The organism is Bacillus pinisoli (genome assembly GCF_023036475.1).
In the GTDB taxonomy this organism is placed as follows: Bacteria; Bacillota; Bacilli; order Bacillales; family SA4; genus Bacillus_BS; species Bacillus_BS pinisoli.
This window is the reverse complement of the sequence record NZ_JAJQKI010000002.1, coordinates 322,929-338,154: the sequence shown is the minus strand read 5'-3', so window position 1 is coordinate 338,154 and position 15,226 is coordinate 322,929. Positions and strand designations below refer to the sequence as shown.

Genomic DNA, 15,226 nt, shown 5'->3' with positions numbered 1-15,226 from the left:
TATGAAGACGTTTTTTTTATCAGACCGGGGAAAAGTTAGGCAGCATAATGAGGACAACGGTGGAGTTTTCTACAATGGGGCCAATCAAGTATTAGCTGTTGTGGCTGATGGAATGGGCGGTCATCAAGCAGGAGATGTGGCTAGTAAAATGGCTACTGAACTTATTCAAAAATATTGGGAAGACACGACTTCTATCCAAACACCTGAAGAAGCAGAGAAATGGTTGAAAAGTCATATTATACTCGTAAATGAACAGCTTTTTCAGCATTCAAAGGCACATCCTGAATGCGAGGGCATGGGGACTACACTGGTGGTTGCTGTTATCTCTGATGAATTCATAACAATTGCTCATATTGGTGATAGCCGATGTTATACAGTAGAAAACAAATCAATTCAATTATCGACAGAGGATCACTCTCTAGTAAACGAGCTTGTTCGTTCCGGACAAATTTCTAGGGAAGATGCTGAGTTTCATCCAAGAAAAAATGTGCTTTTACGTGCATTAGGAACTGATTTACACGCACAGATTGATGTGAAAACAGTTTCTAATGACACGCTTACTTATTTACTTTTATGCTCAGATGGACTTTCTAACAAGGTCACATGCGATGAAATACTAGAGGGAATTGTAAAAGATGTACCTATAGATGAAAAAGGTAGCACTCTTGTGTCATTAGCTAATCAAAATGGGGGAGAGGACAATATTACTCTTATTCTCATTGATCTAGAAAGCGTTCAAACAGAAAGTGGTGGACGTTAATGATTGGCAGAAGATTAAGCGGACGATATAAAATTATTGACACCATTGGCGGCGGTGGTATGGCGAATGTTTATCTTGCAAAAGATATGATATTAGAGCGTAATGTAGCTGTAAAGGTGTTGCGTCCTGACTTTTCGAATGACGAAGAGTTTATTCGCCGTTTTCACCGTGAAGCACAAGCGGCAACGAGTTTGAACCATCCAAACATTGTAAGTATTTACGATGTTGGGGAAGAGGATAATATTTTTTATATTGTCATGGAACATATAGATGGTACTACTCTGAAGCAATATATCCAGAAATATGGCCCACTTTCCAATGAAGAGAGTGTTAACATCATGATTCAGTTAACCTCTGCTTTAGCAAACGCTCATGAAAATCATATTGTACATAGGGATATAAAGCCTCAAAACATACTTATTGATGAAAATGGGATCGTTAAAGTAACTGACTTTGGGATTGCTGTTGCTTTAAGTTCAACAACGATTACTCAAACCAATTCATTTCTAGGGTCAGTTCATTACCTTTCACCTGAACAAGCCCGTGGCGGAATGGCCACGAAAAAGTCTGATGTATATTCGTTAGGGATTGTAATGTTCGAGTTACTAACGGGGAGGATGCCGTTCTTTGGAGAGTCTGCCGTCTCAATAGCATTAAAGCATTTACAAAATGATACGCCTTCTCCAAAGCGATGGAATCCAGCTATTCCTCAAAGTCTAGAGAATATTATACTTAGAGCAACAGCCAAGGACCCCTTTCACCGTTATGACACAGTAGAGGCAATGGAAGAAGATTTGCGTACATCATTGGAGCCACATCGAATAAATGAAGCTCCTTACAAGCCTCCAGTTGAGGAGGGAGATGTTACAAAAGCAATTCCTATAATTACAAGCGATAAGATCTCTGAAGACACCGATTCAGAGAACACGATCATCCATAAGGAATCTAAACAAGCAAAAGAGCCTAAAAAAAACCGTGGAAAAAAAATAGCGATTTGGGTCATTTCCATCTTCTTTTTACTTTCAGCAGCGGCTGTTGCTTCTATTACAGTTATTCCTTCTCTCTTATTACCTAAAGATGTTGTTGTTCCTGATGTAGCAAATAAAACATATCAAGAAGCATATAATGAGCTTGTTTCTTTAGGTTTTGTTGTGGGAGATGAATCAGAGGAAGTATTTCATGATGAGATTGAGGATGGACTTATCGTTCGAACGGTTCCAAACGCGGGTCAAACGGTAAAAGAAGGCCAGGTCATTACCCTTTATATTAGTAAGGGGAAAGAGAAAGAGTCGATTGAAAATTATATAGGTAAAAATATTGAAGAAATCATATCTAGCTTAGAAGCCAAGTTTAAGGAAGTGTTGATAGAAGAGGAGTACTCTGACACAATTCCAGCTGGAGAAATTACCAGTCAGTATCCACCATCTGGCGAATTTGTGTTAAGTGAAACAGACTTAGTTCTTAGTGTAAGTAAAGGTCTTCCTTCTTTCCTTCTTGATAATTTAGTAGGTTACACTCAAGGTGAAGTTGATATTTATGTTGGTCAAAAAGGGCTTAATCTTGTTGATACACAACAAGCTTTCTCAGAAGAAGTTGAAGAAGGTAAAGTTATTTCACAAAAACCAGCTGAGGGTACAGAGATGAAGAGAGGGCAAAACGTCTCTATCGTCGTTTCAAAAGGACCAGAACCAAAAAATAAAACCATTACAAGATTAGTGAAAGTTACTTACGAGCCGGTAGAAGGGCAAGAGGGTCAACCACAAGAGGTACAAATATATGTTGATGACCTAGATCATGATATGAGCACACCTGTTGTTTCTGATAAAATTACAGCAGATAAGTCTTTCAATATAGGATTAAATATTCCTTATAAAAAAAGCGCATCTTACAAAGTTTTAATAGATGGTAATACTGTCGAAGAAGTAACTGTTAATTACGATGATGAGTAATACAAGGAGTGAGGCTATGCAAGGCAAAATTATTAAGGCATTGAGCGGTTTTTATTATGTAATGAATGAAGCTGGCACAACGCAATGTCGTGGCAGAGGGGTCTTTAGGAAAAACAAAATCACCCCACTTGTTGGCGATGAGGTTGTCTTTCAGGCTGAAAATGAGCATGAAGGCTATATTATGGAGGTACTTGAACGAAAAAACGACTTAGTACGCCCTCCTATTGCCAATGTAGATCAGGCGATATTAGTTTTTTCAGCTGTTCAACCAGATTTTAATCCATTATTATTAGACCGTTTTCTTGTTTTAATTGAGTCAAAGCATATCTTACCTATCATTTGTATTAGTAAAATGGATGTTGTGGGAAAACACGACCTAGCGGAAATTGAAGAATACGCATCTGACTATCGTGCAGCAGGATATGACGTATTGCTCACATCAACGGATGATGCAGAAACAGTGCAGTCGCTTTTACCATATTTTAAAGACAAGGTATCGGTATTTGCGGGGCAATCTGGTGTGGGTAAATCTTCTATTCTTCAAGTGCTAAGACCAGATTTGGAGATAAAAACAGATGAAATATCTACCCATTTAGGTCGTGGGAAACATACCACAAGGCACGTTGAACTAATTGAGATAGGGGACGGTTTTGTTGCGGATACACCAGGGTTTAGCTCACTTGAGTTTATGGATGTAGAGGTAGAAGACCTATCTGCCTGCTTTCCTGAAATGAGACGTATTCAGCAAAACTGTAAATTTAGAGGATGTACCCATTTAACTGAACCGAAGTGTGCAATAAAAGAAGCTGTAGCAGAAGGTACAATAAAAGAATATAGATATGAAAATTATTTAGAGTTTCTTCAAGAAATCAAAGATCGAAAGCCGAGGTATTAAGGATGTACAAAATTGCCCCATCTATATTATCAGCTGATTTTGCAAAGCTTGGAGAAGAAATAAGAAGTGTAGAAGAAGCTGGAGCGGACTATATACATGTCGATGTAATGGATGGACATTTTGTTCCAAATATAACAATTGGGCCTTTAATTGTTGAGGCTATAAGACCTATTACAACATTACCACTAGATGTCCACTTAATGATTGAACATCCTGAACGTTATATTGAAAGCTTTGCAAAAGCAGGTGCAGATATTATTTCTGTTCATGTTGAAGCATGTAAGCACCTCCACAGAACAATTCAACAAATAAAGGATCTCGGTGTAAAAGCAGGAGTGGTTATTAACCCAGCCACTCCAGCTGAAATGATTGAACCTATCCTTCATGAAGTGGACTTAGTTCTAGTTATGACTGTAAATCCAGGGTTTGGCGGACAGCAATTTATTCATTCTGCACTACCAAAAATCCAAAAGATTGCTAGTTGGATTAGAGAGCGAGGATTAAGCGTTGAGCTTGAGGTAGATGGTGGAGTGAATGTAGACACTGCGAAATTATGTGTAGAGGCTGGAGCCACTGTATTAGTCGCTGGATCGGCAGTATATAGTCAAAAAGACCGTGTTAAAGCAATACAAGCCTTAAGATAGGTCCTTTAAAGTAGACTAAGTAGTCTACTTTTTTATGTTCAGGAAATAAGTAGTAGGGGGAATCAAATGATTATACATATCGTGGCGGGCGGTCCCGAGCATTTAATACCAGACTTATCCAAATACACTGAGAACGAAATCAAATGGGTTGGAGTGGACCGGGGACTGCTTTATAGTCTTAAGCGAGGAATTGTGCCCGCAATAGGGATTGGGGACTTTGATTCTGTTTCAGAGGAAGAACTTAGTTGGTTGAGGCAACAATGTGAACATCTTGCTATTTCACCCGCAGAAAAAGATCAAACAGATATTGAGCTTGCATTGGATTGGGCAATTATTCAAAAGCCTACATTAATTAGATTGTTTGGAGTAACTGGAGGTAGGCTGGATCACTCGTTAGCTACGATTCAGTTATTAGTAAAAGGCTTATCAAATCAAATAGAGGTTGAGCTCATTGATCAACAAAATGTTCTTTCCCTATACGAACCGGGAACGTATAAAGTTTATAAGGAACTAGAATATCGTTATATCTCTTTCTTACCTTTTTCAGAAAAAATACAGGGGATGACGTTATCGAATGATTTCAAGTACCCGTTAGCTGACTGTGATCTTACTTGGGGGACATCTTTATGTGTTAGTAATGAATTAATTCAAGAAACTGGTACTTTTTCGTTCAATCATGGCATAGTCATAATGGTAAAGAGTAAAGATTAATTTTTAGGTACTGGTACTATTTTTATTATTACTCATATACTACTTAAGAAATCGTACATGATTATTACCCGTATTTTGTTTATAGGAGGGACATTATGAAATTTTATACGATTAAGTTACCAAAGTTTTTAGGTGGGATAGTACGTGCAATGCTGGGAACGTTTAAGAAAGAATAGAAGGGGTTTCTAGAAAGATTTAAAAGATTTACTCATAATTAGAAGTAAAGAGAGGGGAGTGCCTTTATAGGGCACTTTTTTTCTTCTAAACCCTCTAACAAGTAAGAGGAAACCTGTCAAAAAAGCCAACAAAAAAAGACGATGAAGTAACATCGTCTTTTTAGGTCATTATACGCGTTCTACTTTACCAGACTTAAGTGCTCTTGCAGAAACGTATACACGCTTAGGCTTTCCATCTACTAAGATACGAACCTTTTGAAGGTTAGCGCCCCAAGAACGTCTGTTAGAGTTCATTGCGTGTGAACGAGAGTTTCCAAAAGAAGCTTTTTTACCAGTGATAACACATTTACGAGCCATTATTTTTTCCCTCCTTGCTACCTATATAAATCCAGTATTTATGTAGATATACCATAAATACTTCTATCTCATTCTAAGGTAAAAATACTTTTTAACTTTATCATAATGCTTTTGATAATGCAATAATTGAATCAAGAAAAAAACCTTGACATAGTATTTTTTCGTTTGCTGTATAATAATACGGAAGGAAAGTGCTAAAGGACTCAATTTTGCTTTTAAATTGAATAATTGTATAGTAAAATGACGATAGCTGTGAATAGTATCCCAGATATACTTGGTCTCCTAACCTGGAACTTATACGAAAACGCAAGTTCAAATTTAAAGGGGGAAATAAAAAATGTCCATTGAATTAAAAACACAATACGGAAATATCGATATTTCTAATGACGTCATTACAACCATTGCCGGTGGAGCAGCAGTGGAATGCTATGGGATTGTGGGAATGGCATCAAAAAAACAATTAAAAGATGGGATCGCAGAGATTCTAAAAAAAGAAAACTTTACTAAGGGTGTTGTGGTACGTCAAGAAAATGACGAGATACATATCGATATGTTCATTATCGTAAGCTACGGAACAAAGATTTCTGAGATAGCTCATAATGTTCAAACAAAAGTAAAGTACACATTGAATCAAACGCTTGGACTTGCAGTAGAGACAGTTAATATCTACGTGCAAGGTGTTCGTGTGACGAACATTTAGTGAGGAGGAAAGTTTAGTGACAATTACAACATTGGATGGAAAACGTTTTGCGCAAATGGTGATACAAGGCGCAGAAAACTTAGGTAATAACGTAAAAATGGTGGATGCCTTAAACGTTTTTCCAGTACCGGACGGAGATACAGGAACTAATATGAATCTTTCAATTAGTTCAGGTGCAAAAGAAGTGAAGAATAATATAAATCCTCATATTGGTAAAGTAGGATCAAGCTTGGCTAAGGGTTTATTAATGGGTGCACGAGGAAACTCTGGGGTTATTCTTTCTCAGTTGTTTAGAGGGTTTGCAAAGTCGATTGAGCAAAAAGAAACCATTAATAGTGCAGAGTTTGCAAAAGCTTTAGAAGCAGGTGTTGAAACGGCTTATAAAGCTGTAATGAAGCCAGTAGAAGGAACCATTTTAACAGTGGCAAAAGACGCCGCAAAACGTGCGATGGCAGTCGCGAAAACAGAGGATAATATTGTTGCGTTAATGGAAGAGGTTCTAACTGAGGCAAAAGCATCTTTAAACCGTACTCCTGACTTACTGCCTGTTTTAAAAGAAGTGGGTGTAGTAGATAGTGGTGGACAAGGGTTAGTTATTGTGTACGAAGGCTTCCTTGCAGAATTAAAGGGAGAAAAACTACCAAGTGCTTCTACATCAGGTCCTTCCATGTCTGAAATGGTGAATGCTGAACACCATAAGAGTGTGGCTGGTCATATTAATACCGAGGACATCGAATTTGGATACTGTACAGAATTTATGGTGAAGTTCGAGAAAGATAAGACAAATGAATTTCCTTTCAGTGAGGAGCAATTCAGACTTGACCTTAGTGCGCACGGTGATTCTCTGTTAGTAATCGCTGATGAAGAACTCGTTAAAGTACATATTCATGCTGAATATCCTGGTGAAGTATTAACCTACGGACAAAAGTATGGAAGCTTAATTAACTTGAAGATTGAAAACATGAGACAACAGCATACCGATTTCCTTGATCAAGAAACGACAGGCCATGCTGCTCCAGTTGCAACGATGGCAAAGCCAAAAGAACAGGCTGACTTTGGAGTTGTAGCTGTTGCCATGGGATCTGGTATTGCTGAGTTGTTTAAGAGCTTAGGAGCTGGAGCAGTTATCGAGGGTGGTCAAACGATGAACCCGAGCACTGAGGATATTGTGAAGGCCATTGAAGAAGTAAACGCAAAACAGGTCTTCATCCTACCTAACAACAGTAATATTGTTATGGCTGCTGAACAAGCTGCATCCGTGATCGGGCCAAATGTAGTAGTCATACCATCTAAAACAGTCCCACAAGGGATGGCTGCCTTACTTGCTTTTAATCCGACAGTAAGCTTAGAAGAAAACAGTGGGCTTATGAAGGACGCATTAGGCAACGTTAAAACTGGTCAAGTAACCTATGCAGTCCGTGATACGACCATTGATGGATTAGAAATAGAAAAAGATGACTTTATGGGAATCGCCAATGGTAAAATTGTCGTGACAGCTAAAGAACAACTCGAAGTTGCCAAACAATTAATGTCTAGTATGGTTACAGAAGAAGATGAGATTATTACCATTCTTCAGGGTGAAGATGCTTCTGATGAAGAAGTGGAGGAATTAGTTTCTTTCCTTGAAAGCCAATACGAAGATGTAGAAGTAGAAGTTCATAAAGGAAATCAACCTTTATATTCCTATATCTTCTCAATTGAATAATGCTGTAAACTAATAGAAGGGAGATTTCCCTTCTATTAGTTTGTGGAAAAGTTTTTTAGACATAGATGTTATTGGGGAGTGGTGGATGATGAAATATAAAAGTGTATTTGATATTATCGGACCTATCATGATTGGACCATCAAGCTCGCATACGGCGGGAGCTGCAAGAATTGGAAGAGTTGCTCGTACCCTTTTTGGAAGGGAGCCAAAGTGGATTAACGTCTCTTTTTATGGTTCTTTTGCAAAAACGTATAAAGGTCATGGTACAGATGTGGCGATTATTGGTGGAATACTAGATTTTGATACATTTGATGAACGAATCATATCCTCTATTGAGATTGCTGAAAAGGCAGGAATTACGATTCATTTCCGAGAAGAAGAAGCAGTTACGGATCACCCTAATACTGCAAGAGTTCATATCGGAGACGAAAATGGTGAATTTGAACTAGTTGGTATTTCAATAGGCGGTGGAAAGATTGAGATTACTGAGCTAAATGGATTCACTCTAAAACTCTCAGGATCGAATCCGGCTATTTTAGTTGTTCACAATGACCGATATGGCACAATTGCTGGAGTATCTAACGTTTTAGCAAAGCATGAAATTAATATCGGGCACATGGATGTATCACGTAAAGAAAAGGGAAGACTTGCACTCATGACGATTGAGGTTGACCAGCAAATTGATGAAAAGATTATAGAAGAGCTTACTACTCTACCTAATATTATCAATGTTACAAAAATTGTGGACTAATAATCTATTGTTCAAGGAGGGATTTTGATGATGTTTAGGAACGTAGCAGAGTTGATTGAACTGGCTGAATCAAAACAAGTAAAGATCGCAGAAATTATGATTCAACAGGAAATGGCTGTAACAAATCGTACGCGCGAACAATTACTAGAGTTAATGGATAAGAACTTAACTGTTATGGAGCAAGCCGTTGAGAGAGGTCTTGCTGGAGTGAAGTCGCATTCAGGATTGACAGGTGGAGATGCGGTACTTCTTCAAGCGTATATCCAAAAAGGGAATTTCCTATCTGGGCCAACAATTTTAGATGCGGTGAGTAAAGCTGTTGCTACCAATGAAGTAAACGCTGCAATGGGAACAATTTGTGCTACTCCTACAGCCGGTTCTGCTGGTGTAGTTCCAGGTACGTTATTTGCAGTTAGAGAAAAATTAAAACCAACAAGAGAACAAATGCTTGAATTTCTATTTACGGCGGGTGCGTTTGGTTTTGTAGTAGCCAACAATGCTTCAATTTCAGGAGCAGCTGGTGGATGTCAAGCGGAGGTTGGTTCTGCTGCTGGGATGGCAGCAGCTGCCATTGTTGAGCTTGCAGGTGGTACTCCTAGTCAAGCAGCAGAGGCAATGGCTATAACTTTAAAAAATATGTTAGGACTTGTTTGTGATCCAGTAGCTGGATTAGTAGAGGTACCTTGTGTCAAACGAAATGCAATGGGAGCAGCTAATGCGATGATTGCAGCAGACATGGCTCTTGCAGGCATTACAAGTAGAATTCCTTGTGATGAGGTCATTGACGCGATGTATAAAATAGGTCAGACAATGCCTGTTGCATTACGAGAAACTGCACAAGGAGGGTTAGCGGCGACTCCGACTGGAAGAGAGTTAGAAGCTAAAATCTTCGGAATCCCGCTTACGAAACGTGACTAGTATATTAGACGAATCTGTCATAAACGTTAAGGGTGTTGGAGTGGAGACAGAAACTGCTTTAAAAGAGATGGGACTTGCAACCATTCATGACCTCCTTGATCATATCCCTTATCGATATGAGGATTACAGATTAAAGGATTTGTCTGAAGTAAAGCACGAGGAACGAGTAACGGTTCAGGGGAAGGTTCATAGTGAACCTTCTTTAATGTATTTTGGAAAGAAAAAGTCAAGATTAACAACGAGAATATTAGTTGACCGTTATCTGATATCAGCGGTTTTCTTTAACCAACCTTATCATAAAACCAAATTAACACTGGGTACCGAGGTAACGCTGACCGGTAAGTGGGATCAGCATCGTCAAACCATTACTGTCAGTGAGATGAAAGTTGGAGAAATAGAGAGGCAACAGGAATTGAAACCTTTGTACCACACAAAGGGTGAAATAACAACTAAAGCCTTGCAACGTTATATCGCTAACGCTTTTTCTCAGTATGAACATGAAATAATTGATTATTTTCCACAATCGCTAAGAGATCGTTATAAACTCTTTTCTAAGCGTGAAACTCTTCGTCTCCTCCATTTCCCGAATAATTTTGAAGATGTTAAACAAGCAAGAAGAAGAATGGTTTATGAAGAATTTCTATTATTTCAATTAAAGATGCAAGCATTACGAAAATACGAGCGTGAAAACTCAGCGGGACAAGCTCATGAATACGATGAAAAACTACTAGATGCATTTATTAACGGGTTGCCTTTTTCATTAACTGATGCACAAAAACGTGTAGTATGTGAAATTACTACTGATTTGAAATCACCCTATCGTATGAACCGTTTATTACAAGGTGATGTTGGTTCAGGTAAAACGGTAGTTGCTGCAATCGCTCTATATGCTTCTTATCTATCTGGATTTCAAGGAGCTTTAATGGTGCCAACAGAAATTTTAGCAGAGCAGCATACGGATAGCCTGAAAAAATTATTAGAACCATTTGGAGTTAAAGTAGCACTGCTCACGTCCTCCGTAAAAGGGAAACAACGGAAGTTGCTTTTAGGAGAATTAGCAGAAGGTACCATTCATCTCTTAATTGGTACGCATGCCCTTATACAAGAAGAAGTGAATTTTCTTCGTCTAGGGCTTGTGATTACAGATGAGCAGCACCGTTTTGGTGTAGAGCAACGAAGAGTATTGCGGGAAAAAGGAGAAGCTCCTGATGTTCTCTTTATGACGGCTACTCCCATCCCAAGAACACTTGCGATTACTGCATTTGGAGAAATGGATGTTTCTGTGATTAATGAACTCCCTGCTGGAAGAAAGCAAATTGAAACATACTGGGTCAAGCATAGTATGCTAGAAAGAGTCATTGGTTTTATTGAAAAGGAGCTTAAAAAAGGAAGACAAGCATATGTCATCTGTCCCTTAATCGAAGAGTCCGAACATCTTGATGTGCAAAATGCTATAGATGTTCACAGTATGTTAACTCATACATTTTCTACAAACTATCAAGTAGGTCTTATGCATGGTCGATTACCAGCTGATGAAAAAGATCAGGTTATGAGAGCATTTAGTGCGAATGAAGTACAGATACTTGTTTCAACAACTGTAGTAGAAGTTGGAGTCAACGTGCCTAACGCAACAATTATGGTTATATACGATGCAGAACGTTTTGGCTTATCACAGCTTCATCAATTGAGAGGACGAGTGGGACGAGGAGCGGAGCAATCTTATTGTATACTACTTGCAGATCCAAAATCTGAGACAGGTAAAGAACGAATGAGAATTATGACAGAAACGAATGATGGTTTTGAACTCTCTGAAAAAGACCTAGAGTTGAGAGGACCTGGAGATTTCTTTGGACGAAAGCAAAGCGGATTACCGGAATTTAAAGTTGCTGATATGGTTCATGATTATCGTGCGTTAGAAGTGGCCAGGCAAGATGCAGTTCAACTTATCCAATCTAAGGCGTTTTGGGAAGTAGATGAGTACCGACTCCTAAGAGAAATGGTAGAGGCAAGCGGGGCTTTGGATGGAGAGAAGTTGGATTAGTGCGGTTAGAGGGTAGGTTTATGCATGGAAAGGTATATTTGCTTGTCGGGGCTAAACGTGGCACTTCAGCTTTTCGGTGTCTAGCTTCAGCGTCTAGCCCTTCGAGTCAAATAACCTAGAGAGAATAAAATGGAAAACCACCATTTTTTTCTCTCCAGAACATTTGCTTGTCAGGGCTAAACGAGCCGCTTCAGCTTTTCGGGGGAGTAGTTTGCAATAGAAATTGTTGCATTCTGCTCCCTTAAATTATATACTACTGTTAGTACCTAGTCTTAATAGTACGAAAGGTGTCTGTATGAGAAAAAATAAACAAGAGAGACAGCAGCTTCTTCTGGAGACAATAGGAGAGAATCCTTTTATTACAGATGAGGAATTGGCTGAAAAGTTTACTGTTAGTATACAAACAATAAGATTAGATCGTTTAGAGCTATCTATACCTGAATTGCGAGAGAGAATCAAAAATGTGGCAGAGAAACAGCTTGTTAAAGAAGTTCGCTCCTTACCCATTGATGAGGTAATAGGGGAAATTATTGACTTTGAGCCAGATCACTCTGCTATCTCCATATTTGACGTAAAAGAAGAACATGTTTTTAAAAGAAATCGAATTGCTAGAGGCCATCATTTGTTCGCCCAAGCAAATTCACTAGCAGTGGCTGTAATTAATGATGAATTGGCCCTTACAGCAAAGGCAAATATTCGTTTTACCCGACAGGTAAAAGTAGGAGAACGAGTTGTAGCCAAGGCGAAAGTGGTTTTCGTCGATAAGGAAAAGGAGAGAACGACCGTTGAAGTTAATAGCTTCGTTGGTACAGAGCTCGTTTTCTCAGGTGAGTTTCAAATGTTCCGTTCTAGCATGATCGAACAAAAATAACTTACCCTTAAAATAGGAGGGGAAGATATGAGAATTGCTATAGATGCAATGGGGGGCGACAATGCTCCTACTGAAATAGTAAAAGGTGCTTTAGAAGCAGTCAAAACATACTCTGATATAAGTATTACATTAGTGGGTGATGAGAACCAAATTAAGCCACTATTAACTTCGAATGAGCGAATTACAATTATACATACAGATGAAATTATTGAAGCAACTGATGAACCAGTAAGAGCAGTAAGAAGGAAAAAGAATTCTTCGATGGTACTAATGGCTAAGGAAGTAAGCGAAGGTAGGGCTGATGGTTGTATCTCAGCAGGAAATACGGGAGCCCTTATGACAGCAGGTCTTTTTGTGGTAGGACGTATTGAAGGAATTGAACGTCCTGCTTTATCACCAACCTTGCCAACGATAAATGGGGATGGTTTTTTATTTCTTGATGTTGGTGCTAATGCTGATGCTAAGCCGGAACATTTGCTGCAGTATGCCATTATGGGTTCCATTTATGCAGAAAAGGTACGTGGAATAGAGAATCCTCGAATTGGTCTGTTAAATGTAGGAACTGAGGAAAAAAAGGGGAATGAACTAACAAAAGCAGCCTATCAATTAATTGCGGACGCTAATCTAAACTTTATAGGAAATGTTGAAGCACGTGACCTAATGGATGGTGTAGCTGATGTAATTGTAACAGATGGCTTTACAGGGAATGTAACATTAAAAACAATTGAAGGTACAGCATTATCAGTATTTACTATGTTGAAATCAGCACTTACTAGCAGTTTTTCAGCAAAACTTGCAGCTTCCATCTTGAAGCCGAAACTTGTGGGTCTAAAGCAGACGATGGATTACTCAGAATATGGTGGAGCTGGATTATTTGGCTTGAAAGCACCTGTTATTAAAGCGCATGGTTCTTCCAATGCCAATGCAATGTTCCATGCTATTAGACAAACGAGAGAAATCTTAAATAATCAAGTGACTGAAACATTCATTTCGGCATTTGAAAAGAAAGAATAAATGTAAACGGAGAGGGGACTAAGAAATGAGTAAAATCGCTTTTATTTTTCCTGGACAAGGCTCCCAATCAGTGGGGATGGGCAGTCAGTTAGCGGGCGTCTATCCAGAAGTTAAAGCAATTTTTGATAAGGCTGATGAAAAGTTAGGGATCTCTTTATCGTCTATAATTTTTGAAGGTCCACAAGATCAACTTACTTTAACAGTCAATACTCAGCCTGCTCTATTAACTACAAGCATGGCTATATATGAAAAGTTCAAACAAGCTGGTATTATTCCTAACTATGTTGCAGGTCACAGTTTAGGAGAGTATACAGCTCTTGTTGCAGCAGAGAGTATTTCCTTTGAGGATGGAGTCTATGCTGTTAGAAAACGTGGTGAGTATATGGAAGAAGCTGTACCAGCTGGATTGGGTGCAATGGCTGCCGTCCTAGGGATAACGGAAGAACTGTTAGAAGAAATTACGGCGGAGGTTACCAGGGAAGGTAATCCGGTTCAACTTGCAAATCTTAATTGTCCTGGACAGATTGTCATTTCTGGGTCAGCTAAAGGTGTTGAATTAGCTTCTGCTTCAGCTAAAGAAAGAGGTGCGAAGCGTGTAATTCCGCTAGAGGTGAGTGGTCCATTCCACTCTTCATTAATGCAACCCGCTGCAGAGAAATTAAAAGCGACGTTAGACGAGATCCAAATTCATGAAGCAAAGGTTCCGGTAATAGCGAATGTTTCAGCCTTACCAATGACTGAAGCTAATATGATAAAAGAAAAACTTGTTGAACAATTATATTCTCCAGTTAGGTGGCAACAATCCGTAGAAAAAATGGTGGAGCTAGGCGTTGATACTTTCGTTGAAATCGGACCTGGAAAAGTACTATCTGGGTTAGTGAAAAAGGTTGATCGCTCTTTAAAAACCTTTGCAGTATATGATGAAGAAACGTTAACAGCTACGATCCAATCATTAAAGGGGGAAATATAATGTTAACAGGTAAGGTCGCTTTAGTGACAGGAGCATCAAGAGGTATCGGTAGAGCAATCGCAATTGAATTAGCTTCAAAAGGTGCTAATGTTGCTGTCAATTATGCAGGAAGTGAAGCGAAAGCCAATGAAGTGGTGGATGCCATTAAAGCACTAGGAAGAGAAGCTATTGCTATTCAAGCTGATGTTTCAAATGGTGAAGCTGTTACAAATATGATTAAAGAAGTAATTGGATCATTCGGGTCTCTTGATATTTTAGTCAACAATGCGGGTATTACAAGAGATAACCTATTGATGAGAATGAAGGATGAAGAATGGGATGCTGTTATAAACACGAATTTGAAAGGTGTTTACCAGTGTACCAAAGGAGTCACTCGTCAAATGATGAAGCAACGCAGCGGTAAGATTATTAACATCGCTTCAATTGTTGGAGTGAGTGGTAATCCGGGTCAGGCAAACTATGTTGCTGCAAAGGCTGGGGTCATCGGTCTGACTAAGACAGTAGCAAAGGAACTTTCAAGCCGCAATATTAATGTTAATGCGATTGCGCCTGGTTTCATTTCAACTGATATGACAGATGAGCTTCCAGAAGATGTGAAAAACGAAATGCTAAAACAAATCCCATTAGCTCGATTTGGTGAGCCAGAGGATATTGCAAAGGTAGTTTCATTCTTGGCTTCAGAAGATAGTAAATATATGACAGGTCAAACTCTTCATGTGGATGGCGGTATGGTCATGTAAGCTTTTTAGTAGAGGCTAGTATTT

The 15,226-nt window shown here is 38.9% G+C and carries 16 protein-coding genes; 15 read left to right on the top strand and 1 reads right to left on the bottom strand.

From position 1 onward, the window contains the following. The first annotated feature begins 1 nt into the window (after position 1). The 6 genes from LT143_RS04120 to spoVM all read left to right on the top strand — a co-directional run bounded on the left by LT143_RS04120 (position 2) and on the right by spoVM (position 5,135). Positions 2-760, top strand: coding sequence for a Stp1/IreP family PP2C-type Ser/Thr phosphatase (locus LT143_RS04120; RefSeq protein WP_246940074.1), 759 nt, complete (start codon positions 2-4; stop codon positions 758-760). Next, positions 760-2,709, top strand: a complete 1,950-nt coding sequence (gene pknB, locus LT143_RS04115; RefSeq protein ID WP_246940071.1) for a Stk1 family PASTA domain-containing Ser/Thr kinase — start codon at positions 760-762, stop codon at positions 2,707-2,709. Before LT143_RS04120 ends, pknB begins: the two co-directional genes overlap by 1 nt. Positions 2,710-2,725: 16 nt before the next feature. After that, complete coding sequence (gene rsgA / locus LT143_RS04110; protein WP_246940391.1) at positions 2,726-3,604, top strand: ribosome small subunit-dependent GTPase A; 879 nt, start codon at positions 2,726-2,728, stop codon at positions 3,602-3,604. Positions 3,605-3,606: 2 nt separating this feature from the next. After that, positions 3,607-4,248 (top strand): ribulose-phosphate 3-epimerase, encoded by a 642-nt coding sequence (rpe, locus tag LT143_RS04105; protein ID WP_246940067.1) that lies wholly within the window; start codon positions 3,607-3,609, stop codon positions 4,246-4,248. A gap of 66 nt (positions 4,249-4,314) precedes the next feature. Beyond that, a complete protein-coding gene (locus tag LT143_RS04100) occupies positions 4,315-4,959 on the top strand; it encodes a thiamine diphosphokinase (protein WP_246940064.1) in 645 nt (214 codons plus the stop codon). Positions 4,960-5,054: 95 nt separating this feature from the next. Continuing rightward, on the top strand, positions 5,055-5,135 hold the full coding sequence (gene spoVM / locus LT143_RS04095) for a stage V sporulation protein SpoVM (protein WP_058002606.1): 81 nt from the start codon (positions 5,055-5,057) through the stop codon (positions 5,133-5,135). A gap of 168 nt (positions 5,136-5,303) precedes the next feature. Here spoVM and rpmB read toward each other — a convergent pair whose 3' ends face one another. Beyond that, the gene (rpmB, locus tag LT143_RS04090) at positions 5,304-5,492 is read right to left on the bottom strand and encodes a 50S ribosomal protein L28 (protein ID WP_246940061.1); all 189 of its coding nucleotides are present in this window, start codon (positions 5,490-5,492) and stop codon (positions 5,304-5,306) included. Between the two features lie 337 nt (positions 5,493-5,829). On the opposite strand from rpmB, the gene LT143_RS04085 reads away from it, so the two are divergent. The 9 genes from LT143_RS04085 to fabG all read left to right on the top strand — a co-directional run bounded on the left by LT143_RS04085 (position 5,830) and on the right by fabG (position 15,202). Further along, complete coding sequence (locus LT143_RS04085) at positions 5,830-6,192, top strand: Asp23/Gls24 family envelope stress response protein (protein ID WP_246940058.1); 363 nt, start codon at positions 5,830-5,832, stop codon at positions 6,190-6,192. A gap of 16 nt (positions 6,193-6,208) precedes the next feature. Further along, positions 6,209-7,897, top strand: coding sequence for a DAK2 domain-containing protein (locus LT143_RS04080; protein WP_246940055.1), 1,689 nt, complete (start codon positions 6,209-6,211; stop codon positions 7,895-7,897). 88 nt (positions 7,898-7,985) lie between these two features. Then, entirely contained in the window at positions 7,986-8,648 is a 663-nt protein-coding gene (gene sdaAB, locus LT143_RS04075; protein ID WP_246940052.1) for an L-serine ammonia-lyase, iron-sulfur-dependent subunit beta, read from the top strand. 30 nt (positions 8,649-8,678) lie between these two features. Continuing rightward, complete coding sequence (gene sdaAA / locus LT143_RS04070) at positions 8,679-9,566, top strand: L-serine ammonia-lyase, iron-sulfur-dependent, subunit alpha (RefSeq protein WP_246940388.1); 888 nt, start codon at positions 8,679-8,681, stop codon at positions 9,564-9,566. Beyond that, complete coding sequence (recG, locus tag LT143_RS04065) at positions 9,559-11,607, top strand: ATP-dependent DNA helicase RecG (RefSeq protein WP_246940049.1); 2,049 nt, start codon at positions 9,559-9,561, stop codon at positions 11,605-11,607. The genes sdaAA and recG overlap by 8 nt, the downstream gene beginning before the upstream one ends. 295 nt (positions 11,608-11,902) lie before the next feature. Further along, complete coding sequence (gene fapR / locus LT143_RS04060) at positions 11,903-12,478, top strand: transcription factor FapR (protein WP_246940046.1); 576 nt, start codon at positions 11,903-11,905, stop codon at positions 12,476-12,478. Between the two features lie 27 nt (positions 12,479-12,505). Continuing rightward, the gene (gene plsX, locus LT143_RS04055; RefSeq protein WP_246940042.1) at positions 12,506-13,492 is read left to right on the top strand and encodes a phosphate acyltransferase PlsX; all 987 of its coding nucleotides are present in this window, start codon (positions 12,506-12,508) and stop codon (positions 13,490-13,492) included. Between the two features lie 25 nt (positions 13,493-13,517). Further along, the gene (fabD, locus tag LT143_RS04050; protein WP_246940039.1) at positions 13,518-14,462 is read left to right on the top strand and encodes an ACP S-malonyltransferase; all 945 of its coding nucleotides are present in this window, start codon (positions 13,518-13,520) and stop codon (positions 14,460-14,462) included. Further along, the gene (gene fabG, locus LT143_RS04045) at positions 14,462-15,202 is read left to right on the top strand and encodes a 3-oxoacyl-[acyl-carrier-protein] reductase (RefSeq protein WP_246940036.1); all 741 of its coding nucleotides are present in this window, start codon (positions 14,462-14,464) and stop codon (positions 15,200-15,202) included. Before fabD ends, fabG begins: the two co-directional genes overlap by 1 nt. The last annotated feature ends 24 nt before the right edge of the window (positions 15,203-15,226 follow it).

Excerpts from the sequence above, each read along its gene's own strand:
- LT143_RS04120 (WP_246940074.1), top strand. The coding sequence starts at position 2 with ATGAAGACGTTTTTTTTATCAGACCGGGGAAAAGTTAGGCAGCATAAT.
- pknB (WP_246940071.1), top strand. The coding sequence starts at position 760 with ATGATTGGCAGAAGATTAAGCGGACGATATAAAATTATTGACACCATT.
- rsgA (WP_246940391.1), top strand. The coding sequence starts at position 2,726 with ATGCAAGGCAAAATTATTAAGGCATTGAGCGGTTTTTATTATGTAATG.
- rpe (WP_246940067.1), top strand. The coding sequence starts at position 3,607 with ATGTACAAAATTGCCCCATCTATATTATCAGCTGATTTTGCAAAGCTT.
- LT143_RS04100 (WP_246940064.1), top strand. The coding sequence starts at position 4,315 with ATGATTATACATATCGTGGCGGGCGGTCCCGAGCATTTAATACCAGAC.
- spoVM (WP_058002606.1), top strand. The coding sequence starts at position 5,055 with ATGAAATTTTATACGATTAAGTTACCAAAGTTTTTAGGTGGGATAGTA.
- rpmB (WP_246940061.1), bottom strand. The coding sequence starts at position 5,492 with ATGGCTCGTAAATGTGTTATCACTGGTAAAAAAGCTTCTTTTGGAAAC.
- LT143_RS04085 (WP_246940058.1), top strand. The coding sequence starts at position 5,830 with ATGTCCATTGAATTAAAAACACAATACGGAAATATCGATATTTCTAAT.
- sdaAB (WP_246940052.1), top strand. The coding sequence starts at position 7,986 with ATGAAATATAAAAGTGTATTTGATATTATCGGACCTATCATGATTGGA.
- sdaAA (WP_246940388.1), top strand. The coding sequence starts at position 8,679 with ATGTTTAGGAACGTAGCAGAGTTGATTGAACTGGCTGAATCAAAACAA.
- fapR (WP_246940046.1), top strand. The coding sequence starts at position 11,903 with ATGAGAAAAAATAAACAAGAGAGACAGCAGCTTCTTCTGGAGACAATA.
- plsX (WP_246940042.1), top strand. The coding sequence starts at position 12,506 with ATGAGAATTGCTATAGATGCAATGGGGGGCGACAATGCTCCTACTGAA.
- fabD (WP_246940039.1), top strand. The coding sequence starts at position 13,518 with ATGAGTAAAATCGCTTTTATTTTTCCTGGACAAGGCTCCCAATCAGTG.
- fabG (WP_246940036.1), top strand. The coding sequence starts at position 14,462 with ATGTTAACAGGTAAGGTCGCTTTAGTGACAGGAGCATCAAGAGGTATC.